Annotated in this window: 30 protein-coding genes; 14 read left to right on the top strand and 16 right to left on the bottom strand. The window is 69.5% G+C overall.

From position 1 onward, the window contains the following. Nucleotides 1-38: 38 nt before the first annotated feature. The gene (locus ACWEIJ_RS17380) at nucleotides 39-1,004 is read right to left on the bottom strand and encodes a zinc-binding dehydrogenase (RefSeq protein ID WP_449838167.1); all 966 of its coding nucleotides are present in this window, start codon (nucleotides 1,002-1,004) and stop codon (nucleotides 39-41) included. Between the two features lie 70 nt (nucleotides 1,005-1,074). Between ACWEIJ_RS17380 and ACWEIJ_RS17375 the strand changes: the two genes are divergently transcribed. Genes ACWEIJ_RS17375 through ACWEIJ_RS17360 form a run of 4 tightly spaced genes read left to right on the top strand, consistent with a single transcriptional unit; the run spans nucleotide 1,075 to nucleotide 2,444 of the window. Next, nucleotides 1,075-1,281 carry a hypothetical protein gene (locus ACWEIJ_RS17375; protein ID WP_355454884.1) on the top strand — a complete coding sequence of 69 codons (207 nt, stop codon included), beginning with the start codon at nucleotides 1,075-1,077 and terminating at the stop codon, nucleotides 1,279-1,281. After that, nucleotides 1,278-1,724, top strand: coding sequence for a ribonuclease domain-containing protein (locus tag ACWEIJ_RS17370; RefSeq protein ID WP_449838166.1), 447 nt, complete (start codon nucleotides 1,278-1,280; stop codon nucleotides 1,722-1,724). The genes ACWEIJ_RS17375 and ACWEIJ_RS17370 overlap by 4 nt, the downstream gene beginning before the upstream one ends. Further along, entirely contained in the window at nucleotides 1,721-1,984 is a 264-nt protein-coding gene (locus ACWEIJ_RS17365; protein WP_449838165.1) for a barstar family protein, read from the top strand. The genes ACWEIJ_RS17370 and ACWEIJ_RS17365 overlap by 4 nt, the downstream gene beginning before the upstream one ends. A 43-nt stretch (nucleotides 1,985-2,027) precedes the next feature. Further along, nucleotides 2,028-2,444: a hypothetical protein gene (locus ACWEIJ_RS17360; protein WP_355454888.1), complete on the top strand. Its 417-nt coding sequence runs from the start codon at nucleotides 2,028-2,030 to the stop codon at nucleotides 2,442-2,444. Here the strand turns inward: ACWEIJ_RS17360 and ACWEIJ_RS17355 are convergent. After that, nucleotides 2,411-3,235: an RNA polymerase sigma factor gene (locus tag ACWEIJ_RS17355; RefSeq protein WP_449838164.1), complete on the bottom strand. Its 825-nt coding sequence runs from the start codon at nucleotides 3,233-3,235 to the stop codon at nucleotides 2,411-2,413. The genes ACWEIJ_RS17360 and ACWEIJ_RS17355 overlap by 34 nt on opposite strands. Before the next feature lie 126 nt (nucleotides 3,236-3,361). Here ACWEIJ_RS17355 and ACWEIJ_RS17350 point away from each other — a divergent pair, with 126 nt between their 5' ends. Genes ACWEIJ_RS17350 through ACWEIJ_RS17340 form a run of 3 tightly spaced genes read left to right on the top strand, consistent with a single transcriptional unit; the run spans nucleotide 3,362 to nucleotide 5,833 of the window. Further along, nucleotides 3,362-4,747, top strand: coding sequence for a PepSY domain-containing protein (locus ACWEIJ_RS17350; RefSeq protein ID WP_449838163.1), 1,386 nt, complete (start codon nucleotides 3,362-3,364; stop codon nucleotides 4,745-4,747). A 13-nt stretch (nucleotides 4,748-4,760) separates the two neighbouring features. Further along, nucleotides 4,761-5,294, top strand: coding sequence for a hypothetical protein (locus ACWEIJ_RS17345; RefSeq protein WP_449838162.1), 534 nt, complete (start codon nucleotides 4,761-4,763; stop codon nucleotides 5,292-5,294). 11 nt (nucleotides 5,295-5,305) lie between these two features. After that, nucleotides 5,306-5,833: a hypothetical protein gene (locus ACWEIJ_RS17340; protein WP_449838161.1), complete on the top strand. Its 528-nt coding sequence runs from the start codon at nucleotides 5,306-5,308 to the stop codon at nucleotides 5,831-5,833. Here ACWEIJ_RS17340 and ACWEIJ_RS17335 read toward each other — a convergent pair. The 12 genes from ACWEIJ_RS17335 to ACWEIJ_RS17280 all read right to left on the bottom strand — a co-directional run bounded on the left by ACWEIJ_RS17335 (nucleotide 5,830) and on the right by ACWEIJ_RS17280 (nucleotide 16,200). Beyond that, a complete protein-coding gene (locus tag ACWEIJ_RS17335) occupies nucleotides 5,830-6,606 on the bottom strand; it encodes an enoyl-CoA hydratase family protein (RefSeq protein ID WP_449838160.1) in 777 nt (258 codons plus the stop codon). The genes ACWEIJ_RS17340 and ACWEIJ_RS17335 overlap by 4 nt on opposite strands. 94 nt (nucleotides 6,607-6,700) lie before the next feature. Beyond that, nucleotides 6,701-7,312, bottom strand: coding sequence for a cyclase (locus ACWEIJ_RS17330; protein ID WP_449838159.1), 612 nt, complete (start codon nucleotides 7,310-7,312; stop codon nucleotides 6,701-6,703). A 176-nt stretch (nucleotides 7,313-7,488) separates the two neighbouring features. Next, the gene (locus ACWEIJ_RS17325; protein ID WP_449838158.1) at nucleotides 7,489-7,908 is read right to left on the bottom strand and encodes a hypothetical protein; all 420 of its coding nucleotides are present in this window, start codon (nucleotides 7,906-7,908) and stop codon (nucleotides 7,489-7,491) included. A gap of 73 nt (nucleotides 7,909-7,981) precedes the next feature. After that, nucleotides 7,982-8,665, bottom strand: a complete 684-nt coding sequence (locus ACWEIJ_RS17320; protein WP_449838157.1) for a sirohydrochlorin chelatase — start codon at nucleotides 8,663-8,665, stop codon at nucleotides 7,982-7,984. A gap of 20 nt (nucleotides 8,666-8,685) precedes the next feature. Then, the gene (locus ACWEIJ_RS17315) at nucleotides 8,686-9,558 is read right to left on the bottom strand and encodes an ABC transporter permease (protein ID WP_449838156.1); all 873 of its coding nucleotides are present in this window, start codon (nucleotides 9,556-9,558) and stop codon (nucleotides 8,686-8,688) included. Next, nucleotides 9,542-10,318, bottom strand: a complete 777-nt coding sequence (locus tag ACWEIJ_RS17310; protein ID WP_449838155.1) for an ABC transporter ATP-binding protein — start codon at nucleotides 10,316-10,318, stop codon at nucleotides 9,542-9,544. The genes ACWEIJ_RS17315 and ACWEIJ_RS17310 overlap by 17 nt, the downstream gene beginning before the upstream one ends. A gap of 19 nt (nucleotides 10,319-10,337) precedes the next feature. Then, nucleotides 10,338-11,387, bottom strand: coding sequence for an ABC transporter substrate-binding protein (locus ACWEIJ_RS17305; RefSeq protein ID WP_449838154.1), 1,050 nt, complete (start codon nucleotides 11,385-11,387; stop codon nucleotides 10,338-10,340). Nucleotides 11,388-11,401: 14 nt separating this feature from the next. Next, nucleotides 11,402-12,760, bottom strand: coding sequence for a sulfate adenylyltransferase subunit 1 (locus tag ACWEIJ_RS17300; protein WP_449838153.1), 1,359 nt, complete (start codon nucleotides 12,758-12,760; stop codon nucleotides 11,402-11,404). Nucleotides 12,761-12,762: 2 nt separating this feature from the next. Then, nucleotides 12,763-13,677, bottom strand: a complete 915-nt coding sequence (gene cysD, locus ACWEIJ_RS17295; protein ID WP_449838152.1) for a sulfate adenylyltransferase subunit CysD — start codon at nucleotides 13,675-13,677, stop codon at nucleotides 12,763-12,765. Beyond that, nucleotides 13,674-14,369: a phosphoadenylyl-sulfate reductase gene (locus ACWEIJ_RS17290; protein ID WP_449838151.1), complete on the bottom strand. Its 696-nt coding sequence runs from the start codon at nucleotides 14,367-14,369 to the stop codon at nucleotides 13,674-13,676. Before ACWEIJ_RS17290 ends, cysD begins: the two co-directional genes overlap by 4 nt. Beyond that, nucleotides 14,366-14,524: a hypothetical protein gene (locus ACWEIJ_RS17285; RefSeq protein WP_030472080.1), complete on the bottom strand. Its 159-nt coding sequence runs from the start codon at nucleotides 14,522-14,524 to the stop codon at nucleotides 14,366-14,368. Before ACWEIJ_RS17285 ends, ACWEIJ_RS17290 begins: the two co-directional genes overlap by 4 nt. Continuing rightward, nucleotides 14,521-16,200 carry a nitrite/sulfite reductase gene (locus ACWEIJ_RS17280; protein WP_449838150.1) on the bottom strand — a complete coding sequence of 560 codons (1,680 nt, stop codon included), beginning with the start codon at nucleotides 16,198-16,200 and terminating at the stop codon, nucleotides 14,521-14,523. The genes ACWEIJ_RS17285 and ACWEIJ_RS17280 overlap by 4 nt, the downstream gene beginning before the upstream one ends. Before the next feature lie 368 nt (nucleotides 16,201-16,568). On the opposite strand from ACWEIJ_RS17280, the gene hemW reads away from it, so the two are divergent. Next, a complete protein-coding gene (hemW, locus tag ACWEIJ_RS17275; protein WP_449838149.1) occupies nucleotides 16,569-17,777 on the top strand; it encodes a radical SAM family heme chaperone HemW in 1,209 nt (402 codons plus the stop codon). Here the strand turns inward: hemW and ACWEIJ_RS17270 are convergent. Next, complete coding sequence (locus tag ACWEIJ_RS17270) at nucleotides 17,774-18,001, bottom strand: hypothetical protein (protein ID WP_449838148.1); 228 nt, start codon at nucleotides 17,999-18,001, stop codon at nucleotides 17,774-17,776. The two genes, hemW and ACWEIJ_RS17270, sit on opposite strands and share 4 nt — an antisense overlap. Nucleotides 18,002-18,133: 132 nt before the next feature. On the opposite strand from ACWEIJ_RS17270, the gene hrcA reads away from it, so the two are divergent. From hrcA to ACWEIJ_RS17240, 6 genes are all read left to right on the top strand, one after another. Further along, entirely contained in the window at nucleotides 18,134-19,156 is a 1,023-nt protein-coding gene (gene hrcA, locus ACWEIJ_RS17265) for a heat-inducible transcriptional repressor HrcA (RefSeq protein ID WP_449838147.1), read from the top strand. Between the two features lie 61 nt (nucleotides 19,157-19,217). After that, entirely contained in the window at nucleotides 19,218-20,363 is a 1,146-nt protein-coding gene (gene dnaJ, locus ACWEIJ_RS17260; protein ID WP_449838202.1) for a molecular chaperone DnaJ, read from the top strand. After that, on the top strand, nucleotides 20,360-21,091 hold the full coding sequence (locus tag ACWEIJ_RS17255; protein ID WP_449838146.1) for a 16S rRNA (uracil(1498)-N(3))-methyltransferase: 732 nt from the start codon (nucleotides 20,360-20,362) through the stop codon (nucleotides 21,089-21,091). The genes dnaJ and ACWEIJ_RS17255 overlap by 4 nt, the downstream gene beginning before the upstream one ends. A gap of 448 nt (nucleotides 21,092-21,539) precedes the next feature. Beyond that, nucleotides 21,540-22,196, top strand: coding sequence for an alpha/beta hydrolase family protein (locus tag ACWEIJ_RS17250; protein WP_449838145.1), 657 nt, complete (start codon nucleotides 21,540-21,542; stop codon nucleotides 22,194-22,196). A 4-nt stretch (nucleotides 22,197-22,200) separates the two neighbouring features. Then, nucleotides 22,201-22,479: an integrase core domain-containing protein gene (locus tag ACWEIJ_RS17245; protein ID WP_449838144.1), complete on the top strand. Its 279-nt coding sequence runs from the start codon at nucleotides 22,201-22,203 to the stop codon at nucleotides 22,477-22,479. Nucleotides 22,480-22,482: 3 nt separating this feature from the next. Next, entirely contained in the window at nucleotides 22,483-22,800 is a 318-nt protein-coding gene (locus ACWEIJ_RS17240) for a histidine triad nucleotide-binding protein (protein WP_449838143.1), read from the top strand. Here the strand turns inward: ACWEIJ_RS17240 and ACWEIJ_RS17235 are convergent. Continuing rightward, nucleotides 22,797-23,579, bottom strand: a complete 783-nt coding sequence (locus ACWEIJ_RS17235) for a GNAT family N-acetyltransferase (protein WP_449838142.1) — start codon at nucleotides 23,577-23,579, stop codon at nucleotides 22,797-22,799. The two genes, ACWEIJ_RS17240 and ACWEIJ_RS17235, sit on opposite strands and share 4 nt — an antisense overlap. Nucleotides 23,580-23,591 lie beyond the last annotated feature (12 nt).

The raw sequence follows: 23,591 nt of genomic DNA, 5'->3' as shown, positions 1-23,591 counted from the left end.
TCAAGAGATCGTTTTTTGGCCGATCGGGCTGTTTACCGCTATCGGGTGAGCACGATCTTGCCCGCGGTCTCGCCGTCGAGCATGGCCTTGAGCCCCTGTTCGGCGTCGGAGAACTTCAGCTCGGCACCGATCTGCGGCCTGAGGCCGTTGAGGGCGCAGAACCGCAGCAGGTCGCCCAGCTCCTCGCGGGTGCCCATGGTCGAACCGACCACGCGCAGCTGCAGGAAGAACAGCCGCTGCAGCTCGGCCGCGCTCGCGTCACCGGACGTGGCGCCGGAGATCACCACGATGCCGCCGGGCTTGAGCGCCTTCATCGAGTGCGACCAGGTGGCCTTGCCGACGGTCTCCATCACCGCGTCGACCCGTTCCGGCAACCGGGCGCCGGACTCGAAGACCTCGTGGGCACCGAGTGCGGTGGCCAGCGCGCGCTTCTCCTCGGTGCGGCCGGTGACCCAGACGCGCAACCCGGCGGCGCGGCCCAGCTGGATGAGCGCGGTCGAGACACCACCGGACGCACCCTGCACGAGCATCGTCTGACCAGGCCGCAGGCCGGACTTCACGAACAGCATCCGGTAGGCGGTGAGCCACGCCGTGCCCATGCAGGCGGCCTCGGCGAACGACAGGTCGGCGGGCTTGGGCAGCGCGTTGCGGGCGGGCACCGTGACGTAGTCGGCGAACGTGCCCTGGTGCTTCTCGGTGAGCAGCGTGCGCTTCGGGTCCAGCGTCTCCTCGCCCGACCAGTTCGGGTCACCGATGACGGAGTGCAGCACCACCTCGGTGCCGTCGTCGAGGACACCGGCGCCGTCGCAGCCCAGGATCATCGGGAACTGCTCGGGCTTGATGCCGACGCCGCGCAACGTCCACAGGTCGTGCATGTTGAGGCTGGCCGCCTTGACCGCGACCCGCACCCAACCGGCGGGCACCTCGGGCTCGGGGCGCTCGCCGACGCGAAGCGAGGCCAGCGGGTTCTCAGGACTGGGTTCTGCTGCGTAAACGGCGAACATGGTTCGCAACATACCGACCGTGGCCATGGCCAAATGCCGTGACACCGGTCACGAGACTACGCTCGGGGTCGTGGACTGGCTTTGGCAGTGGTGGGACGGGGTCGAGTTGTGGCTCGTGCAGCTGCCCGTCGCCGTGCAGTTCCCCGTCGTGATGATCGTGGTGTTGCCGCTCTGCCTGGGCGTGGCGCGGCTGATCGACCGCGTCGTCGACTGGCGGGCGAAGAACCCCGCGTCGGCGCCCGAGCCCGAACCCGAGCCCGAGAAGGTCCCCGCGTGAGTCCTGGTCGTCGCCTCACCGTCGCACTGGTCGGCCTGATCGCGCTGGTCGTGGTCGGCTGGTTCGTCAAGGACAACGTCTCGTCGAGCCCGCAGAAGCCGCCCGCGACCCCTTCCGCGTCGGCGTCGGGGGCCGCTGTGCCCGGTGCCTCGTCGGGCCTGGAGGTCCAGGCGCTGTCGAAGCTGCCCGCCGAGGCCGCGAAGACGTGGAAGCTGATCGAGTCGAAGGGCCCGTTCCCGTACCCGCGCAACGACGGCGTGACGTTCGAGAACCGGGAGAAGCGGCTGCCGCAGCAGAAGTCCGGTTACTACAAGGAGTACACCGTGCCGACGCCCGGCAGTCCCGACCGCGGCGCCCGGCGGCTCATCACCGGCAGCGCGAGTGAGGTCTTCTACACCGGCGACCACTATTCGACGTTCGTCGTCGTGGACGTGCGCAAGTGAAACGGCACATTCTCGTTTCGGAAAAGGCGGAGGCCATTGCCGCCATTGCCCGCGCATTGGACTTCCCGGACTGGTTCGGGCAGAACCTGGACGCGTTGTACGACAGCCTGAGCGATCTCTCCTGGCTACCTGCGGGGGAGTACGTGCTGGTCGTGCCCGCGGACCTGGACCAGTCCGTTCGGGAAGTGCTGCGTGACGCTGTGAAACGGACCGCTGAATCAGGTGACCGAAAACTGCGGGTGATTCGCACAGAACGGTGACTTGGGCTGCGCTTTGGCGGTCCGGAGTGGACAGTGCAGTGCCATGGGAAAGCAATTCCGCCGCCTGAGCTGTGCGCTCGGCGTCGTGGTGGTGGTCGGTTTCTTGTGCCCGGTCCCGTCATTCGCCGGTGATGCCGGCTGCACGCAGGAAGACCCCTTCACACCGTTCGACACCATCGACGGCGACAACCCGGTGACGATGCAGAACAGCCGGGTCGTCGAGCTGCGCGCGTCGAACAGGTCCAAGTGCGCCTGGGGCCGCATCTCCTACGGCACGCCGGGCGAGGAGATCTGGACGGATCGCAAGGACCCTTCGGCCAACGAGCACGAGGGGTTCCTCGGGTACACGCGGATCGACTCGGGCAGTGCGAAGTACACCGAACCGTTCAAGAACGACGGGAAGGTCATGCGCGCCTGCGGTTCGTCTCAGGGCGTCATCGAGTGCACCGGCTGGTTCTGAGCGGTCGGCAGTTCCGGCAGCGGAAGTTCGGGCAGCCGCAACGACGGCAGCACCACGCTCGTGGGCACCGGTATCGGGTTCTCCTCGCGGGGCACCACGCTCGGCACCTCCACCGGCGGCGCACCTGACGGCGGCGCCGGTGGAGGCACCACGTCGGCCGGACGGGCCGTGGTGCCGACCACGGCCGGTGTCTGAACGACGGCCGGAGGCTCCTGGTGCACCGGCTGGTCCGGTCGCACCGAGATCAACGCCCCGATGCCGATCGGCACCACGACCGCTGCCGCGGCCACCACCACGGCGGGCTTCTGTCGCAACAGGACGACCACCGGCACCGCGACGGCGATCGCCAGTCGTCTCAACAGCTTCCTCGCCCGGCTGAGATGTCCCTCGACCGCGCGGACCGTGATGCCCATCTCCGCCGCGATCTCCTCGCGGCTGCTTCCCCGTCCCACGGCCTCGCACACCTCGCGGGTCGTCTGCGGCAGGCCGTCGAGCGAGCGCACGAGCCACTGGGCCTGGAGCCGGTCGTCGATCTCGCCGACCGGGTCGACGGACTCCTGTTCGTTTCGGACGCACTCGCGCTCCCGCACCGCACGTCGCACCACGTCGACGTGCCTGCGCCGGGCGATCGTGCTCACCAGCGCGGCGACGTTGCGCGCCTCGCCGGACCGCGTCAGCACCGCGGCGACGGCCTCCTGCGCGCAGTCCTCGGCGACCTCGACGCTGGCGCCGGCCGCGAGGCAGTGTCGTACCGCAAGGTCGCGCGCGGCGACCAGATCCTGTTCGCTCACCCCAGAACCCCCCAGTTCGAGCGGACCCTAACACGTGCCGGGATCCGCATTTTCAAGATCTTTTTGAGTGCCTGCCCCTCCTCGGGCGACTACCTGGTGACAAGCAGTCACACGGGGGAGTCTCAAGTGGGTTCTGGCAGCAGAACGGCCGTGGCGGTGCTGGCCGCCGCACTCATCGCCGTGCCGCAGGCGCAGGCGGCCGAGCAGACGAGCATCGGTCGCGTCTTCGACGACGGCCTGGACACCAGGCTCGCGGCCGCGTCGCTGGCCGACGGTGCGCGGTCCGCCGGCTACACCTCAGCGGGCCACCTGGGCGGCCGCACCGCCGACGAGGCGTGGACCGACGGCCGGAACGCCAACGTGTTCGGCCTGTTCGGACACGCCAACGCGGGCATCTTCCAGACCTCGGAAGGCCCGACGGACAACGAGGACCCCATTCTCGCCGCGGGCAAGGACAGCGACCTGACCAGCCCGTACGTCGCGCTGCGGTTCTTCTCCGAGTACCTGCCGGCCGTCGACGTGGACGACATGAAGATCCTCGTGCTGGCCGGGTGCTACACGGCGAACAGCAGTGCCCAGTTCGGCGGCTTCAACGACGTCCCGGTGCGCCGCGGCGTCGACTCGGTGATCACGTTCCCCGACCTCGTCTACTTCCCCGCGAGCTCGGCGTCGACGCCGATCTCGGCGACCAACTACTCGGGCAACTACTTCTGGTCCCGGTTCGCCGCGCACACGGCCTCGGGCGCCTCCGTCGCGAACGCGCTGGCGTGGGCCCGCACGGACCTGATCGCCAAGGAGGGCTCGGCCGGCGGCTGGGACCGCTACGTGATCAGGGGCTCGGTCGCGGACCCCGGCGCGGTGACGCTGACCCCCGCCGCGCCCGGTGAGCCGCTCACCTCGCGCCCGACGCAGAACTACCAGAGCTTCGACACGCTCACCGTCACGCGCACCTCGTCCAGCGGCGACGGACTGACCATTGTGGACACGGCGGAGCAGGTTCGGTTGCGGCGCACGGCGAACGGCCGGGTGCTCGACGCGGTCGGCACGCCGGCCACCAGCGGTCCGGTGCTCCTGGACGAGGCCGCGGCGGTGCGCCGTGCGCGGGAGTTCGCCGGAGCCGGTTCGTCACCGGCCGAGTCCGGTCCGATCTCCCACGTCGCCGACGACGCCGTCACCCACGTCGTGTTCCGGCAGTCGCACCCCGGCGGCACCCGTCAGGTGATCGTGGAGGTCGACCGGCGCAGCGGTGCCGTCGTGTACTACGCGGATCTCGCGGCGGCGGGCAGCGGCGACGCCGTGATCTCGCGGGACGAGGCGATCAGCAAGGCGCGCAAGGCGATCGGCGTCACCGACGGCACCGCCACCGCCACCGCCGACGTGTGGGACGTCGCCCGCTGGACGGTGACCATCGACCGCGGTCTGCAGGGCCGCTCCTCCGCTCCGGTACCCGACGTGCGCCGCGTCGTCGTGGACGCACGTTCCGGCGCGATCATCCACATCGCTCGCACCTGAGAAGGAAATCACTGTGGGGACACGCAACATCGCTCTGATCACGGCCTGCGCGGTCGCACTGCTGACCGGGAGCCAGGCTCCCGCGCTGGCCGACCGCCCGTTCCCGGCGTGCTTCGTGCGCTCGGACGTCGGCAGCAACAGCACCGAGCCGGGCCGGGTGAACGAACCCGGCGCCGGTCCGGTGCTCCTGCACGCGGAGGGCCTGTACGAGGACCCGCGCAACGCCCAGATCATCGACATCGAGTGGCACACCGAGAACAACTCGCGGCTCACCAACGGTCGCAACCTGACCGGCAAGAACACGATCGCGAACGTGACGGTGAACGGCATCAGCCAGCGCTGGGACAGCCAGGAGGGCGCCGGCAAGACCACGTCGCCCGGCTACACCGTGCACGGCCGCATCGACCGCTTCTGGGTCGACAAGGCCGGCCGCGGCCACGAGCTCACGAAGGGCGACGTGGTCACGTGGTCGGTCAACGTGACGTTCATCGGTGCCACCACCAACGACTCGTTCAGCGGCAACACGCAGGCCACCTGCGTCGTCTAGAGTCACCGATCATGCCGGAAGCGCACACCCTCGGCGTGCACCTGCGCCTGAACGGTGTCGTGCCGTCCCATGAGCTGTGGCTGGACACGCTGACGGTCGGCGCCGGAGGCATGAGTCTCACCTACGAGCTCTTCCCCGGCGCCGACCTCGGCGCATCCCGCACGTGGCGCTGGCAGTGCGCCGTCGAGGACGACCTGGGCACGATCTACGAGGACCTGGCGTCCGGCGGGATCGAGGCCGGTGCCGGCACCCGCAGCGCACGTCAGCACGTTCCCGCCGAGGCCGGCCTGCTCGCTCTCGTGATCAGCACTCCCCGCACCGCGGACGCACCGTTCGGTGTCGAGGTCGCCACCGCCGTGCTGCCGTTGACGGCGGGAGCCGGTGCGTCGTGGGCCGGCGTCGACCGACGGCGCACCGCCGAGCAGCTGGACCGGTGGCAGCGGGGCGAGCGCGACGAACGAGTCCGCCGGCGGTTGATGCGCAAGGGGCTCGTGGACGTCTCCGGCGCGCTCACCCCCGCCGGCCGGTCGTCTCTCTAGCCCTGTGCCGGCACCCAGGAGGGCCTGCGCTTCTCCTTGAACGCCGCGATGCCCTCCTGCCCCTCCGGCCCACCGAAGTGCCGGGCCGACAGTTCGAGCATGTCCGCGAACACCTCGCCGAGGTTCGCGGACCGCTCCTGCCGCAGCATCTCCTTGGTGGCGGCGAGAGCGTTGGGCGCGCCGAGCGCGAGCATGTCGGTGTAGCGGCGCACCTCCGCGTCGACGCCGTCGACCGGCACGGCGGAGTTGAGCAGGCCGATCTCCTTGGCGCGGTGGGCGTCGAACGTCTCACCGGTGAGGAACAGCTCGTGCGCTTGGCGGGGGAGCAGCCGCGGCAGCACGGTGACCGAGATGACCGCGGGCACGACGCCGATCCGGACCTCGCTGAACGCGAACGTGGCCTCGTTGGCGGCGACCGCGATGTCGCAGGCCGCGACGATGCCGACACCACCCGCGCGGGCCGGCCCCTTGAGCGCGGCCACGACCGGTTTCGGACTGGTCCAGAGCTGTTCCAGGATCGCGGGGAACTCGTTGACCCCCTGGTCTCCCGCGCTCGCGCCGGCGGCCTCCTTGAGGTCCATGCCGGAGCAGAACACGGAACCCGTGTGGGTCAGCACGACCACCCGCACCTCGTCGTCCTTCGCCGCCGCGGCCAGGTGCTCGGTGAGCTCCCGGCGCAGCTGCGCGGACAGGGCGTTGCGGTTGTGGGGAGAGTCCAGCGTGATCGTCGCGATGCCACGCTGCACCTCGTAGTGGACCAGCTCGTCTGCCATGCCGCTGACCTTAGCCGCGCCGGTGCGCAGGGGTGCTGCGCACCGGCGCGGACGGCTACCTCGTGATGCCCGGCAGGGGTTGGGGCACCACGTCTCAGCCGATGGTGGTGGTCGTCAGCACGGGGCTCGGGTCCGGATAGCCCTTGGCCGCGGCGTTGATCGGGAACCCGATGACCGTGACGACGGCGGTGAAGGTCAGACCGGGCGCGTCGTAGCTCGTGCCGCCCAGCTTCGTGGTGATGGTGCCGGTGCCACCGGCCTGCAGGTTGATCGTGACCGTCGGCAGCTCGAAGTCCGCGCCGCCCTTGATCGGCCCGGGCACGTTCAGCACGACGTCGTTGCCCTGCAAGCCGACCGTCGGCGTGCCGCCCAGCCCGGAACCACCGGACAGCGCCGCGGACTGGAACTTGGAGTTGGCCGGCACCGGCAGCTTCAGCGCGAGACCCTTGATCTCACGCACCTGCCGCCCGCCCGCCTCGGACGGGATCTTGTTGGGCGCGGGGTCGATGGTGACCTTGAGCGTCCCGTTCGGCGCGACCGCCGCAGGCGCACTCGCGTCGACGCCCTGGTCGAGCGTGAAGTCCGACGACTGCCCGGCGGCGCTCGCGCGGAGCTTGTAGGTGATGGTCTGCGGGGCTGCTGACGCGTTGGTGGCGAACATCAGCATCGGTACCACCAGTAGAGATGCGATTCCGGCTAGCTTCATGGCCTCTCCCCGTTGAGTGGACGAGGGACATTCGCAGCACGCGGCGTAATCACTTGACTACTGATGAGTAGGTTTCACGTCAACAGTTCACACTTCACATCGCCCGAACGGCGCTGCGCATTCGATCTTGTGGCGGCGGCCGGAAGTGTCGCCGCACCGGGGGAGTCTGCTGCGGCTCAGCGCCGTTTCGAGGTGCTGTGGCCCAGTGCGCCGATCGCCGTCAGGACGAAACCGGCGAAGAAGAGACCGAAGCCCAGCGGCAGGTTCGGGCCTCCGACGCTCGGTGGCGTCAGCTGTCCGGTGGTGGGGAAGTCCGTCAGGCGGGAGCTGAACGGATCCGGCGGGTCCGGAGGGCTCAGCACGCCGAACATGAGGACTCCGAGGCCCGCGATCGCCAGGAGAGCGCCCGTCCACACGAACACCTTGACCCACGGAGGAGCGCCGGACAGGTCGTGGTGGCCGTACCGGTGACGGCGTCGTGAGCGCGGGAAACCGTCGTCGAAACCGTGGTAGCTCAGATCCTGGAGGTCGTCGGCGCTGCCGTCGAAGATGCCGTCGCGAATGCTGTGATCTGGCTGATGCGGATCGTCTTGCACGTCGCCCCCTGGTGCCGTTGCGCAGTTGATACCACGTCAGGGCCTCCCGCCGTGGCGATTCGGCGGAGCAGAGCTAGGCGGCGACGGCCTGGCGAGTCAGCGCGGAGTCGTAGCGGTCCAGCACCAGCTGAGCCACCTCGACGTCGTCCCCCAACGGCCGCGCCACCACGGCATCCCCGGCAAGCGAAGCGACCTTGTCCGGCAGCAACCCCGGCGCGAGGAACCACGACGCGACGGCGATCCGCGTGGCCCCGCGGGCACGCAACCGCGAGATCGCCTCAGGAACGGTAGGCGAGGCGATCGACGCGAAAGCCGCCTCCACCCCGGCCCACCCCGACTCACGGGCCCACCGCCGGGCGACGCGCGCTACGGCCTCGTTGGCCGGACCGTGCGACGATCCGGCGCCGGCCAGCACCACCCCGAGCGACCGGTCGCCGAACGAGACCCCGGCCTCGGACAGCCGGCGCAAAGCCGCCGACTCCAGCCGCGGGTCCGGCCCCAGCACATCGGTCACGACCGCGGGCACACGAGACTCGGCCACGGCGGCCGGCACGTCCACCCGCGCGTGGAAAGCCTTGCCCAGCAACAAGGGCACGACCACCGAAGGCCCGTGCAGCACGTCGTTCAACCGAGGCGCGCAGAGGTCCAGGAACGCACCCCGGACGTCCAGGTCGGGCCGCAACGACCGCACCACGTCCAGCAACGCGTGGACGGACGCGGCCGAGCGAGGATCACGACTACCGTGCGCAACGGCCACCAACGGGATCCCAGAAGAAGTCACAGCGCACCCGTCAGGCCACGAGCCCTCAGCACCGCGCGCTCCAACGGGCGGAACAGCAGCAGCTCGATCCCGATGCCCACCAACAGGATCAGGAAGATCGCCGCGATCACCATGTTGATGTCGTTCAACGACGACCCGTTGTGCAGGTACTGACCGAGTCCCACACCCAGCTGGGGCGAGGTGGCGATGATCTCCGCGGCCATCAGCGACCGCCACGAGAACGCCCAGCCCTGCTTGAGGCCCGCCAAATACCCGGGCAGAGCAGCAGGAAGCAGGATGTGCCGCGCCGAAGCCAGCCGACCGGCTCCCAGGGCACGTCCCACCCGAGGCAGCAGAGGCGGAATCTGGTCGATGCCGGCCACCAGGCCGTTGGCGATCGACGGCACGGAACCCATCAGCACCACGAAGTAGATCGTGGACGGCGTCACGCCGAACCACAGGATCGCGGCGGGCACCCAGGCCACCGAGGGCAGTGACTGCAGACCGGTCAGCAACGACCCGATCGCCGCGCGCACCACCCGGACCTTGGCGACGAGCAACCCCAGCGGCGTCGCGATCAGCACCGCCGCGACGAACCCGAACACCGCGCGGTGCAACGAGGTCCACAGGACGCTGAACGCCTGGCCGGTGGAGACCGAGCGCACGAGCTCGTTCCACACGTTGACCGGCGCGGGCAGCTGGAACTCCGGCAGGATCGCCGACGCCCACAACGCCTGCCACACGCCCAGCAGCAGTGCGAACGCGATGATCGGTGGCACACCGGTCTTCAGGAAACGGCGCCAGATCGGCGGCTTCTGCGCCTCAACGGGCACATCGAGCGCGTCGAGTCCGGCGCCGACCTTGTCGAGCGTGTCAGACGGCGTGGCCACTGATGACCTCTCGCAGATGGGTGTTGATCTCGTCGAGAACCGTGTCGGAGGAGCCCGTGACGTCCCACTCGCGCACCACACGGCCAGGGCGCGAGGACAGCAGCACGACGCGCTGACCGAGGCGCACGGCCTCGCGGACGTCGTGCGTCACGAAGATGATCGCGGTGTTCGTGGTCTCCCACACGCGCAGCAGCTCGCTCTGCAGCACGTCGCGCGTGATGGCGTCCAACGCCGCGAACGGCTCGTCCATCAGCAGAAGCGCCGGCGCGCCATCGGCCGACACCGTGGTGGACGCCAGCGCGCGGGCCAGGGCCACGCGCTGACGCATACCACCGGAGAGCTCGTGCGGCCGCTTGTCCGCGACGTCACCGAGCCGCACGAGGTCGAGCAGCTCCAGCGCGCGACGCTTGCGCGCCAACCGGCCCACACCGGCGAAGCGCAGCGCCAGCTCGACGTTGCGCGCGGCGGTGAGCCACGGCATCAGAGCGGGCTCCTGGAACATCACGGCCGGACGGGACGTGTTGAGCTGCAACGAGCCCGACGTCGCGCCGTCCAGGCCGGCGACGATGTTCAGCAGCGTGCTCTTGCCGCAGCCCGACGCGCCGAGGAGGCACACGAACTCGCCGGGCTTGACCTTCAGATCAACCCCGTCGAGGGCCACCACGGCCGAGGCGCCGTGGCCGAACACCTTGCGGACGCCGGCCAGTTCGACGGCAGTATCCACAGTAGACAGAACAGTGGTCTCGAGCGTGGCGGTCATGTCCGTGTCCCCTCGGTGCTTACTTCTTGTCCAGTCCGGCTGCTTGCACCTGCGGCTTGCCCTGTGCCTGAAGAACCTTGTTCAGCAACGTGAAGTCGGCGTAGCCGGCGACGTTCGCGGCCTCGGTGGCCACGCCCGCGGTCACGGCGTCCTTCGCGAGCTGCGGGAAGGTCTTCGCCTGCGCGTCGGTGGTCAGCTCGATGTTCTTCCACGCGGCGTCGAGGATCTTGTCGCCGAGCTTCTTCGACGTGAGCTTCTCCAGCGCGGCGTTCACCGTCTTCTTCGCGTCGTCGGCGTTGCCCTTGGCCCAGTCGACCGCGGCGACGTGCCCCTTGAGCACGGCCTCGACGGTCTCCGGGTGCTCCTGCAGGAACTTCGTCCGCACGATGATCACCGTGGTCGGGAACTGCCCGCCCTCCCACAGGGTCTTCTCGTCGAGCAGCACCTTCGCGCCCGCCTCGGCGACGACGCGCGACGACCACGGCTCCGGCAGCCACGCGCCCTGGATGTCGCCCTTCTTGAACAGGTCGAGCGTCTGCGCGTTCTCCACGTTCTGGACGGTGACCTGGCCGGTGAGGTTCTTGCCCGCCAGGTACTTCTTCAGCGCCACGTCCTGGGTGTTCGCGAGCTGCGGCGTCGCGACGGTCTTGCCCTTGAGGTCCTCGATCGAGTTGATCTCGGGCTTCACCACCAGCGCCGCGCCGCCGGACGTGGCACCGGAGATGAGCTTCACGGCCTCGCCCTTGGACTTCGCGTAGGCGTTGATCGCCGGGCCGGACCCGATGTACGCGATGTCGAGCGACTCGCCGAGGAGCGCGTTGACCTCGTCGGGACCCGCGTTGAACGTCTGCGTCGTGAGCTTGGTGCTGCCGAGCTCCTTCTTGAACAGGTCCTTCTCCACGCCGATCAACGCGGCGGCGTGGGTGACGTTCGGGAAGTAGCCGATGCGGACCTCGGCCGCCGGGCCCTTCGACTGGGCGGCGGGGGTGTCGCTGGACCCGGCGCGGCTGCAACCGGAAAGTGCGGCCAGGGCAACGAGTGCGATGGCAACGGCGGGCTTGAGGTTCACGGCGTGAATGCCTTTCAGGGACCGGGGGACACGAGGGCGTGGGTGTCAGGGGCAGCCGGATTTGGATCATTTGGGCTGCCCTCCGTACAGCTCTCCACGCCGTTCTCGAGCAGCGGCAGCGGAGCCCCGACCAGTCCGGCGGCGAGCGTGGATCCGTCGCTCGCGTCGATCACCAGGAAGGACCCGGTGCGCCGGCTGAAGCTGTAGTCGTCCAGCGGTACTTCCTCCGCGAGGCGCAACGCCACGCGGCCGATCTCGTTGAGCTCCAGCGAAGCCGGGCTGTCCACGCTGGACAGCGTCTGCTCGTCGAAGCGGTCGCGCAGTTCCGTGACCATCGCCTGCACCGTGCGCGTGCCGTGCTTGACGAGGACTCGGGCGCCGGGACGGAGAGGCTTCTCCGCGAGCCAGCACAGCGTGGCGTCCAGCTCGTCGGTGACCTTGGGCTCGTTGCCCGCCACCGAGATCAGGTCGCCGCGCGAGATGTCGATGTCGTCGGCCAGCAGCAACGTCACGGACTGACCGGCCGCCGCCTCCGCCAGTTCGCCGTCCGCCGTGTCGATCTTCGTGACCGTCGAGCGGCGGCCCGACGGCAGCACCACGACCTCGTCGCCCGGCTTGACCGTGCCCGCCGCGACCAGACCGGCGTAGCCGCGGTAGTCGAGGTGCTCGGCGGTGCGCGGGCGGATCACGTACTGCACCGGGAACCGGAACGGCGCGTCGTGCGGGTCGGGCTCGACCGGCACGTTCTCCAGGTGCTCCAACAGGGTCGGGCCGGAGTACCACGGCGTGTTCGCGGACTTCTCCACGACGTTGTCGCCGGCGAGCGCGGACACCGGGATCTCGACGACCGCGTCCTCGGTGTAGCCGAGCGCCGTCGCGTGCGCGGTGAACTCCTTGGCGATGCGGGAGAACGTCACCTCGTCGTAGTCCACGAGATCGATCTTGTTGACCGCCAGGACGAGCCGCGGCACCCCGAGCAGCGCGAGAACCGCGGCGTGGCGGCGGGTCTGCTCGATGACGCCCTTGCGCGCGTCGACCAGCAGGACCGCCAGCTGCGCGGTGGACGCGCCGGTGACCGTGTTGCGGGTGTACTGCACGTGGCCCGGGGTGTCCGCGAGAACGAACGACCGCTTGGGCGTTGCGAAGTACCGGTACGCCACGTCGATCGTGATGCCCTGCTCGCGTTCCGAACGCAGGCCGTCGACCAGCAGCGACAGGTCCGGCGTCGCGAGACCGCGGTCGGCGCTGGCGCGGTGCACGGCGTCGAGCGTGTCCGCGAGCACGGACTTGGTGTCGTAGAGCAGCCTGCCGACGAGCGTGGACTTGCCGTCGTCCACGCTGCCTGCGGTAGCCAGCCTCAACAGGTCGCTCATGTTTAGAAGTACCCCTCCCGCTTGCGGTCTTCCATGGCGGCCTCGGACAGCCGGTCGTCGGCCCGCGTGGCGCCGCGCTCGGTCAGCCGGGACGCGGCGACCTCGGCGATCACCGCGTGGATGTCGGCGGCGTCGGACTCGACGGCACCGGTGCAGGAGCCGTCACCGACCGTGCGGTAGCGAACCGTCTTGCGCACCAGCGTTTCGCCGTCACGCGCCTTGCCCCACGGGCCTTCGGCGAGCCACATGCCGTCGCGCAGGAACACCTCGCGCTCGTGCGCGTAGTAGATGTCGGGCAGCTCCACGCCCTCGCGCTCGATGTAGTTCCACACGTCGAGCTCGGTCCAGTTGGACAGCGGGAACACGCGGACGTGCTCACCGGGGCGGTGCCGGCCGTTGTAGAGGTTCCACAGCTCCGGGCGCTGGCGCTTCGGGTCCCACTGGCCGAACGCCGTGCGCAGGCTGAAGATCCGCTCCTTGGCGCGGGCGCGTTCCTCGTCCCTGCGGCCGCCGCCGAAGACCGCGTCGAACTTGTGCTGCGTGATGGAGTCCAGCAGCGGCACGGTCTGCAACGGGTTGCGCGTGCCGTCCGGGCGCTCCTCCAGCCGGCCGTCGTCGATCCAGTCCTGGACCTTCGCGACCTCCAGGCGCAGACCGTGCTGCGCGACGACGCGGTCGCGGAACTCGATGACCTCGTCGAAGTTGTGCCCGGTGTCGACGTGCAGCAGCGGGAACGGCACCGGCGCCGGGTAGAACGCCTTGATCGCGAGGTGCAGCAGCAGCGTCGAGTCCTTGCCGCCGGAGAAGAGGATCACCGGCCGGTCGAACTCGCCCGCGACCTCGCGGAAGATGTGGATCGCCTCCGATTCGAGGCGGCCCAGAGTGTCCAGAGCCCTTGCAGTTGATGTGACCGTCATCCGTGCAACCCGCATTCCGTCTTCGCCTGACCCGCCCAACGGCCGCTGCGGGCGTCCTGCCCCGGCAACGGCTTCGACGTGCACGGCAGGCAGCCGATGGAGGGATATCCCTCCTGCACCAGCAAGTTCTCCAGGATGCCCTTCTCGCGGATGTAGGCGTTGAACTCGTCATCGCTCCACGGCGCGATCGGGTTGATCTTCACCAGGCCGTTGCGCTCGTCCCACTGCACGATCGGCGTGTTCGCGCGCGTCGGTGCGTCCACGCGGCGAACGCCGGTGACCCACGCGTCGTACTTCGCGAGCTCCCGGCGCAGCGGCACGACCTTGCGCAGGTGACAGCACTTCGCCGGATCCGACTGGTACAGCAGGCCGAACTCGGCCTCCTGGTCGGCGACCGACTGCTCGGCGGCGGCGTTCACGATCCGCACGTCCGGGTACACGACCCCGACCGCGTCACGCACACCGATGGTCTCCGGGAAGTGGTAGCCCGTCTCCAGGAACAGCACGTCGAAGTTCGGCTTCACCTTCGCGGCGAGATCGATCAGCACCGCGTCCTGCATGTTCGACGCGACGATGTAGTTGTCGCCGAACGTGCGAGCGGTCCACTCCAGCGCCTCGATGGCGGTGGCGTTGGCCAGCTCCTCCTGAGCGGCTTCGGCGACGATCTTGAGGTCTTCCTTGAGATCACTCACTTCTTCACCTCCTGCGGCAGGTTGAGCCCGACGAACGAGACCTTGAAGACGCGGCGGCACCCGGTGCACAGCCACGCGTAGCTGGGTTCCTCCTGCGGACGGAGGTCCTCGTCGCCGCAGTAGGGGCAGTAGAACGGCGTCGCGCGTTCGCTCACCTCAGCGCACCCTCTTCCGCGCGGGCGACCCACTGGGCGAACCGCTCGTCGGTCTCGCGCTGGGCGACGAAGTTCCGCACGACGCGCTCGACGTACTCGGGCAGCTCGGTCGCGGTGACCTTGTGGCCGCGCAGCTTCCGGCCGAACCCGGCGTCGAGGCCGAGGCCGCCGCCGAGGTGGACCTGGAAGCCCTCGACCTGGTTGCCGGCGTCGTCCGTGACGATCTGGCCCTTGAGGCCGATGTCCGCGGTCTGGATGCGGGCGCAGGAGTTGGGGCAGCCGTTGATGTGCACGGTGATCGGCGCGGTGACGCCGTCGACGATGTCCTTGAGGTTGGCTTCGAGCTGCGTGACGAGCTCGTTGGCGCGGGCCTTGGTCTCGACGATCGCGAGCTTGCAGAACTCGATGCCGGTGCACGCCATGATGCCCCGCCGCCACGGCGACGGCTCGACCTGCAGGCCCAGCTTGGCGAGGTTGCTCTTCAGCGTGGAGACCTCGGCCTCCGGCACGTCCAGCACGATGATCTTCTGCTGCGGCGTGAACCGGACGCGCTGCGACCCGGCCTGCTCGGCGATCTTCGCGACCTCGACCAGGATCGAGCCGGAGACGCGGCCGGCGACCGGCGCGGCGCCTACGTAGAACAGGCCGTCCTTCTGCTTGTGCACGCCGATGTGGTCGAGCTGCTGACCGAGCACCTCCGGCGCGGGGCCGTCGATCATCTTGCGCTTGAGGTACTCGTCCTCCATGACCTGGCGGAACTTCTCCGGACCCCAGTCGGCGACGAGGAACTTGATGCGCGCGCGGTGCCGCAGACGCCGGTAGCCGTAGTCGCGGAAGACGCTGATGACCGCTTCCCACACGTCCGGCACCTCGTCGAGCGGCACCCAGGCGCCCAAACGCTTGCCCAGCATGGGGTTCGTGGACAGTCCGCCGCCGACCCAGAGGTCGAAGCCGGGCCCGTGCTCGGGGTGGTTCACGCCGACGAACGCCACGTCGTGGATCTCGTGCGCGACGTCCTGCAGGCCGGAGATGGCGGTCTTGAACTTGCGCGGCAGGTTGGAGAACCGCGGGTCGCCGATGTAGCGCTCGAGGATGGTCTCGATCGCCGGCTGGCCGTTGACGATCTCGTCCTCGGCGATGCCCGCGACCGGCGAACCGAGGATGACGCGCGGGCTGTCACCGCACGCCTCCATCGTGGTCAGGCCGACGGCTTCGAGCTTCTGCCAGATGGTGGGAACGTCCTCGATCCGGATCCAGTGGTACTGGATGTTCTGCCGGTCGGTGATGTCCGCGGTGTCGCGCGCGTAGGTCTGCGAGATCTCGCCGAGAACCTTCAGCTGCTGCGTGGTGAGCGCACCGCCGTCGCTGCGCACGCGCATCATGAAGAACTCGTCGTCCAGCTCCTCCGGTTCGAGCGTGGCCGTGCGTCCGCCGTCGATGCCGGGCTTGCGCTGGGTGTAAAGGCCGTACCACCGGAAGCGTCCGCGCAGGTCGGCCGGGTCGATGGAGTCGAAACCGCGGTGGGCGTAGATGTTCTCGATGCGGGTGCGGACGTTGAGCGGGTTGTCGTCCTTCTTGCTCCGCTCGTTGGGGTTCAGCGGCTCTCGGTACCCGAGCGCCCACTGCCCCTCGCCGCGACGCTGCTTGGCTCGCGGTGACGTCTGCGGCGGGACCATCGCCATCCTCCGGGGTTTCGAGGCGCTGGATGCGCATGCGAGCCCAGAGGTGCTGTGGTGGGGGTCTCGTCAGCGCACCAAGCGCCGACGGGAACAAATCAGCGCGCGGTTATGCCGTGCGACGGCACATCGCGCTGGAGACACGACGGAAGTCGACGTGGCGGCGGGCCACGAGGCGGACTCCAGTCGAATGCATGTGACCAGTGTGCCTGGCGTCCAGAGCATGGTCCACCGCCAACCGAATGCTGGGATTTTGCTGGGGAAGTTGACATTCTTGGCCGGTTTCGCAGAGTAATAGATCTGTCACAGACAGAGATGAGTCCTGGCTGGGCACCGCCGTTCGGGCGTCGTAGTGGACACTGAACGTCATGCCCTCCGCTTTGCCCGAAGGCGAGCCCGCGCCCGCCGACGGTTCGCTTCCCCCTTCTGCACTGGCCGGCGTCGGCTCGCGTCCGTTCGGCATCTACGTGCACGTGCCGTTCTGCGCGACCCGCTGCGGCTACTGCGACTTCAACACCTACACGCCCGGCGAGCTCGGCACGTCCGCCTCGCCGGAGTCGTGGCTGGAGGGCCTGCGCCGCGAGCTCGACCTCGCCGCCTCCGTGCTGGGCGGCGGCGTGCCCGCCTCGACCGTCTTCGTGGGCGGCGGCACCCCGTCGCTGCTGGGCGCTTCCGGCCTCACCGAGGTGTTGGATGCGATACATCGGTCGTTCGGCCTGGCTCCCGGCGCAGAGGTGACGACGGAGTCGAACCCCGAGTCCACGTCACCGTCGTTCTTCGAGGGCATCCGGTCGGCGGGGTACACGAGGGTGTCGCTGGGCATGCAGTCGGCGGCACGGCACGTGCTGGCCGTGCTCGACCGCAAGCACACGCCCGGCCGCGCCCTGGACGCCGCCCGTGAGGCACGCGCGGCCGGCTTCGAGCACGTGAACCTGGACCTGATCTACGGCACGCCGGGGGAGCGGCCGGCAGATCTCGCCGCGTCACTGGACGCCGTCCTGGAAGCGGGCGTCGACCACGTGTCCGCGTACGCGTTGATCGTCGAGGACGGCACGGGCCTCGCCCGCCGCATCCGCCGCGGTGACCTCCCGATGCCGGACGACGACGTGCTCGCCTCGTCCTACGAGATGGTCGACTCGACGCTGTCCGCGGCCGGCTTCTCCTGGTACGAGGTCTCCAACTGGGCGACTTCGGCCGAGGCCCGGTGTCAGCACAACGTCCTGTACTGGAAGGGCGCCGACTGGTGGGGCTTCGGCCCCGGCGCGCACAGCCACGTCGGCGGCGTCCGCTTCTGGAACGTGAAGCACCCGGCGCGCTACTCGTCCCTGCTGGCGGAAGGCCTGTCGCCGGCCGCGGGGCGCGAGGTGCTCTCGGACGAGGACCGGCGCGTCGAGCGGGTGCTGCTGGAACTGCGCCTGGCCGAGGGCCTGCCTCTCGACGTGCTGGACGACGCCGGCCAGGCCGAGGCCCGCGCGGCGGTCGCGGACGGCCTGCTGGAACCGCTGGGCGACCGGTGCGTGCTGACCGACCGCGGCCGCCTGCTGGCCGACGCCGTGGTGCGGCGCCTGCTGCCCTAACGCGCCCGCACGTCGTGCTGGCTGCGCACCTCGGTGACGACCTCGCCGCGCTTCTCGTACGTCACGGTGGCCCACCACAGGCCGTCCTGACGCCTGGCCGGTTCCCAGACCAGCGTGCCCTCCCACCACCTGTCCTCGCTCAGCACCAGGCACGGCTTCTCCGACGGGTCGTCGTCAGGAGGTGGCCGGAGCCACACCACGTTGTTCATGTCTCGCCCCCGCATCTCTCGATGGTTTGGACCCTAGCGACCACCACCGACAAAAACAGGGGCGACGACGCGGAGTTCCACAGCGGGCACCAGGCGGGAAACAGCCTGGGTAAACTCGGTGAGCACGGGACACGGAGGTGAACAGCGGTGAACGCCGATGAGCGTCGGTTCGAGGTGTTGCGCGCCATCGTTGCCGACTACGTGTCCAACCAGGAGCCGGTCGGGTCGAAGGCCCTGGTGGAGAGGCACAACCTGGGGGTGTCGAGCGCGACCGTGCGCAACGACATGGCCGCGTTGGAGGACGAGGGCTACATCGCCCAGCCGCACACCAGCGCCGGCCGGGTGCCGACGGACAAGGGCTACCGGCTCTTCGTCGACAAGCTGAGCGAGATCAAGCCGCTCTCGCAGGCGGAGAAGCGGGCGATCCGCAGCTTCCTCGACGGGGCGCTCGACCTCGACGACGTCATGCGCCGCAGCGTCCGGTTGCTCGCGCAGCTGACCAGGCAGGTCGCGGTCATCCAGGTGCCGACGCTGTCCCGCGCGGCCGTGCGGCACCTCGAAGTGCTGCCGATCACGCCGTCCCGGCTGATGCTCGTGCTGATCACCGACACCGGCCGGGTCGACCAGCGCATCGTCGAGCTGGGCGACGTGATCAGCGAGGAGGACACGGCGCTGCTGCGCACCATGCTGAACCAGGCGATGGCGGGCCAGCGGCTGTCCGACGCGAGCGCCAAGGTCGCCGAGCTGCCCGAGGAGGTGCGGCAGGACCTGCGCGACCCGATGCTGCGGGTCGCGACGGTGCTGATCGAGACGCTCGTCGAGCACCCGGAGGAACGGCTCGTGCTCGGCGGCACCGCGAACCTCACCCGCAACGTCGCGGACTTCCCGGGCTCGCTGCGGCAGGTGCTGGAGGCGCTCGAGGAACAGGTGATCGTGCTCAAGCTGCTCGCCGCCTCCCGCGACCCCGGTCGCGTGCTGGTGCGCATCGGCGAGGAGAACGAAGCCGCCGAGATGCGCAGCACCTCCGTGGTGTCCATCGGCTACGGCAGCCGGGACAACCCGCTCGGCGGCCTCGGCGTCGTCGGGCCCACGCGCATGGACTACCCAGGAACAATGGCGGCTGTCCGCGCCGTTGCCAACTACGTCGGTGAGATCCTCACCGGCCGCTGAACTCGAACACCGCACACACGAGAACTTCTTGCTCTGAAAGATGAACACGAAAGCGAACAAGGTGGCCAGGGATTACTACGGCATCCTCGGTGTCTCGCAGAACGCGACACAGGATGAGATCAAGCGCGCCTATCGCAAGCTCGCCAGGCAGCTGCACCCGGACGTCAATCCCAACGAGGAGGCCCGCTTCAAGGAGGTGACGGCCGCCTACGAGGTGTTGTCGAACCCCGAGAAGCGCCGCGTCGTCGACCTCGGTGGCGACCCGCTCGACTCCGGTGGCGGACGTGCGGGCGGTGACCCGTTCGCGGGCTTCGGCCTCGGCGACATCATGGACGCCTTCTTCGGCGCCACGTCCGGCGGCGGCCGCGGTCCGCGCAGCCGCGTGCAGCCCGGCTCCGACGCGCTCATCCGGCTCGACATGACGCTGGAGGAGTGCGCGGCGGGCGCCACCCGTGAGCTGACCGTCGACACCGCGATCCTCTGCGACCGTTGCCACGGCGCCGGCACCTCCGGTGACTCCAAGCCGATCCGCTGCGACACCTGCAACGGCCGCGGCGAGGTCCAGTCGGTGCAGCGCTCGTTCCTCGGCCAGGTCGTGACGTCGCGGCCGTGCCCGGTGTGCCGCGGCTTCGGCGAGGTCATCCCCGACCCGTGCCAGCAGTGCAGCGGCGACGGCCGCGTCCGCTCGCGCCGCACGATCTCCGTGAACATCCCCGCCGGTGTCGCCGAGGGCATGCGCGTGCGCCTCGCGGGCCAGGGCGAGGTCGGCCCCGGCGGCGGCCCGGCCGGTGACCTCTACGTCGAGGTCGAGGAGCAGCCGCACGAGATCTTCGAACGCGACGGCGCCGACCTGCACTGCGTCGTGCAGATCCCGATGACCACGGCCGCCCTCGGCGCCACGCTGCCGTTGAAGACGCTCGACGGCGAGGAAGAACTGCAGATCGACGCCGGCACGCAGCCCAACACGCAGCTCGTGCTGCAGGGCCGCGGCATGCCGAAGCTGCGGTCCACCGGCCGCGTCGACGGCCGCGGCGACCTGCACGTGCACCTGGAGGTCGTCGTGCCCACCAAGCTCGACGCCGCCCAGACCACGCTGCTGCGGGAGCTGGCCGAGCTGCGCGGCGAGAGCGAGCCTTCGTTGTCCCACAACGGCAAGGGCGGCGGCGGCCTGTTCTCCCGCCTGCGTGCCTCCCGCGGGCACCGATGACCCTGCCGGTCTTCCTCGTCCCGGCGCTGCCGCCGGGCGAGGAGTTCGTGCTGGACGGGCCGGAAGGCCGCCACGCCGCCACCGTGCGACGCCTGCGCGTGGGCGAGGAACTCGTGCTGTCCGACGGTTCCGGGACGCTGGTGCGGTGCTCGGTGGTCGCCGTCGAACGGGACGCGTTGTCGCTGCACGTGGTCGAACGCACGGTGGAGCCCGAGCCGGCCCCGCGCGTGGTGCTCGCCCAGGCACTGGTGAAGGGCGACCGCGGCGAGCTCGCCGTCGAACTGGCCACCGAGGCCGGTGTGGACGGGGTGGTGCCGTGGCGCGCCTCCCGCTGCGTGGCGAAATGGGAGGACGGCCCGCGCGGCGAGAAAGCCTTGGGGCGCTGGCGATCCACGGTTCGTGAGGCGGCGAAGCAGGCCCGCCGTTCGCGCGTGCCGTTCGTCGACGAACCCGTGAGCACGGCTCAGCTTTCCCAGCGCGTGTCGTCCTCGGCGTTGACGCTCGTGTTGCATGAGAGCGCGACCGAGCGCCTGGCTGACGTGCCGCTGCCCGATTCCGGAGACGTGCTGCTCGTCGTCGGTCCAGAAGGCGGAATCACGCCCGAGGAACTCGAAGCTCTGCGATCTTCAGGGGCCAGAATCGTCCGATTGGGCCCAACCGTTCTGCGTGCATCTACCGCTGCCGCGGTTGCTCTGGGTGCGCTCGGGGTACTCACCTCTCGCTGGTGACCCAGTTCACTTCGAAGGTGAACATCGGATGGATTGGCTTGACGGAAGCTGTAGCGAACCGCAGGCCGATGGGGTTACCCTTATCGGCAGAGGGGCTGATTGGTCTATCCGGAAACGGAGTAGACAGTTAGACCCTTCTAACTAAAGGACTCGCCGGACACCTCCCCCCTCGGTCCGGCGTCGGCGCCTCGCGGCGAAGCGACCCCCAGGCTTCGGACCGCGGGGCGCCCCTTTTGGTTCTGGTTCGCCCTGCTCGGCGCTTCGCGCCTTCGCCGGTCGATCCAAAAGGGTGTCTTTTGGGGGCCGAGCCCCCAAACCCCAGCCGGGGCTGCGCCCCGGACCCCCTGGTGCCTCGCCTTCGGCGTCGGCTTTGGCCTTGGCGTTGGTCTTGGTGTCGGCCTTGGGGTCTGGGTGGGTCTATTTTTGTTCTCTCGCGTAGCGTCTGCGTGTGCAGCGGATTGCTTACGGTGATCACCCCAGTCAATTTGGTGAGCTTTGCGTTCCTGACGGTGTTGCGGACGGTGCCGTTGTCGTCATTCACGGTGGTTTTTGGCATCAGCGGTACGGGTTGGAGCTCGGTCGTGCGGCTGCCGAGGTGCTTGTTCGTGAGGGATTTGTTGTTTGGAACATCGAATATCGGCGGGTTGGCGGTGACGGTGGGTGGCCGGTTACCGGACAGGACGTGTTGGCCGCGATTGAGGCTGTCGACATCGGGCCCGCGGTGACGCTCGGGCACAGTGCTGGAGGCCATCTCGCTGTGTGGGCGGCCAAGCACTCCGAGCGAGTGGTCGGAGCGGTGGCTCAGGCGGCGGTGCTCGACTTCACGAAGCACATCACGCACCGGGCGTTGGAGCTGTGCACCGAGGAGCAGTTCGGGGAGGCCTCGCCGACGGCGTTGGTGCCGATCGGCAAGCCCGTGGTCTGCGTGCACGGTGATCTTGACGAGGACGTGCCCGTCGAGCAGAGCGTCGAGTTCTGCGCGGTGGAGCCGCAGGCGGAGCTCGTCGTGGTGCCCGGCGCCGGGCACATGGACGTGATCACGCCTGGCACCGAGGCCTGGGAGCGGTGCCGGGAGGCGGTCGTCCGGCTGGCCCGCGGCCGCTAGAAGGGTGGCACCGAAGGTCGTCGACCACTCCGAACGCCGCCGCGAACTGGCCGAGGAATGGGTCTACGCCCAGGTCTTCACCAGCGCCCAGCACCGCGCCGACGCCGTGCCCGAGTTCCTGCACCACCACAACCACCACCGAGTCCACACCGCACTCGGCGGACGACCACCCATCGGCCGCGTCGACAACTTCCCAGGGCACTTCGCATCGCGGCACCGCGATGCACCCGTCCGACCGCGAGTTCCCCCGGCGCCCCTCCGCGGCACACCGCTAGCGTCTTGAGGCATGTCCTGTTTGTTCTGCCGCATCCTCGACGGTGAGATCCCCGCGACGGTCGTGCACGAGACCAAGACGACGCTGGCGTTCCGCGACATCCAGCCCAAGGCGCCGGTGCACGTGCTGATCATTCCGCGCGAGCACGTGCCCAACGCCGTCGACCTGAACGGCGACCAGCTCGGCGACCTCTTCGCCGCCGCGAAGGAGGTCGCCGAGGGCGAGGGCGTCTCGGAGAGCGGATACCGGCTGCTGTTCAACACCGGGCCGGACAGCGGGCAGGAGGTCTTCCACGCCCACCTGCACCTGCTCGGCGGCAAGCCCCTCTAACCCAGTGCCTGCAGAAGCGGGGCGTGATAGCGGGTGCGGTCGCCCGGCAGCCGGTCCGCGTTCCTGACCATCCACGTGGGCGCGCCCCACGACTCCATGCCGTGCGCCCGCACGAACGCGACGACTTCGGGGTCGTGCACGTCCACGCGGACGCTGCCGTTGCCGGCGGCCGAGTCGGCGATGAGCGCGCACGCGGCGGCGGCGCTGTCGGCGATGACCGGGCCGATCAGGTACCTCTCCGACCGCACCTGCCACCCGCCCGCGATGCCGTCCGGTGACACCCGGACGGTCCCCTTGGTGAGCAGCCACTCCCACAGGAACGGGCGGGTGAGGCCGGTGACCTTGGCGTCCAGCGCGACGAGGTCGTCGAGGTCGGCGCGCGTGGCGATGTGCGATGTACTGGACATCGGCCCCGTGAACACGCCGGTGTGGATGTCGGTGAAGCCGACGGCGTGGAAGCCCAGCTGCTCGTAGAGCGGGCGGCCCATCTCCGTCGCGAACAACGTCGAGACACCGGTATCCAACACATGGGACACGAGTCGGCGGGCGTGGCCCTGGCGCTCACGGCGCTGCGCGACGAGCACCATGCTCACCGACGTCAGCTCCGGGTAGCGCGTCGCGATCGTCGTGCCGAACAGGCCCTCGTCGTCGAACAGGCCCCAGCCCTCGCCGTGCGTGAGCAGAAACCTCCACTTGTCCTCCTCGCGCGGCCACGACCGGCTCTCGGCCAGGTCGGAGCACGCGGTGAGGTCGTCGAACGTCAGTCGTCGCAGTTCCACAAATCCCCCAGG

It is taken from the genome of Lentzea sp. NPDC004789, from assembly GCF_053601075.1.
The sequence above is the reverse complement of the archived record's forward strand: the minus strand, read 5'-3'. Positions and strand labels throughout refer to the sequence as shown.

Excerpts from the sequence above, each read along its gene's own strand:
- ACWEIJ_RS17380 (WP_449838167.1), bottom strand. The coding sequence starts at position 1,004 with ATGTTCGCCGTTTACGCAGCAGAACCCAGTCCTGAGAACCCGCTGGCC.
- ACWEIJ_RS17360 (WP_355454888.1), top strand. The coding sequence starts at position 2,028 with ATGGGAAAGCAATTCCGCCGCCTGAGCTGTGCGCTCGGCGTCGTGGTG.
- ACWEIJ_RS17340 (WP_449838161.1), top strand. The coding sequence starts at position 5,306 with ATGCCGGAAGCGCACACCCTCGGCGTGCACCTGCGCCTGAACGGTGTC.
- ACWEIJ_RS17335 (WP_449838160.1), bottom strand. The coding sequence starts at position 6,606 with ATGGCAGACGAGCTGGTCCACTACGAGGTGCAGCGTGGCATCGCGACG.
- ACWEIJ_RS17330 (WP_449838159.1), bottom strand. The coding sequence starts at position 7,312 with ATGAAGCTAGCCGGAATCGCATCTCTACTGGTGGTACCGATGCTGATG.
- ACWEIJ_RS17310 (WP_449838155.1), bottom strand. The coding sequence starts at position 10,318 with ATGACCGCCACGCTCGAGACCACTGTTCTGTCTACTGTGGATACTGCC.
- ACWEIJ_RS17300 (WP_449838153.1), bottom strand. The coding sequence starts at position 12,760 with ATGAGCGACCTGTTGAGGCTGGCTACCGCAGGCAGCGTGGACGACGGC.
- cysD (WP_449838152.1), bottom strand. The coding sequence starts at position 13,677 with ATGACGGTCACATCAACTGCAAGGGCTCTGGACACTCTGGGCCGCCTC.
- ACWEIJ_RS17280 (WP_449838150.1), bottom strand. The coding sequence starts at position 16,200 with ATGGTCCCGCCGCAGACGTCACCGCGAGCCAAGCAGCGTCGCGGCGAG.
- hemW (WP_449838149.1), top strand. The coding sequence starts at position 16,569 with ATGCCCTCCGCTTTGCCCGAAGGCGAGCCCGCGCCCGCCGACGGTTCG.
- ACWEIJ_RS17270 (WP_449838148.1), bottom strand. The coding sequence starts at position 18,001 with ATGCGGGGGCGAGACATGAACAACGTGGTGTGGCTCCGGCCACCTCCT.
- ACWEIJ_RS17255 (WP_449838146.1), top strand. The coding sequence starts at position 20,360 with ATGACCCTGCCGGTCTTCCTCGTCCCGGCGCTGCCGCCGGGCGAGGAG.
- ACWEIJ_RS17240 (WP_449838143.1), top strand. The coding sequence starts at position 22,483 with ATGTCCTGTTTGTTCTGCCGCATCCTCGACGGTGAGATCCCCGCGACG.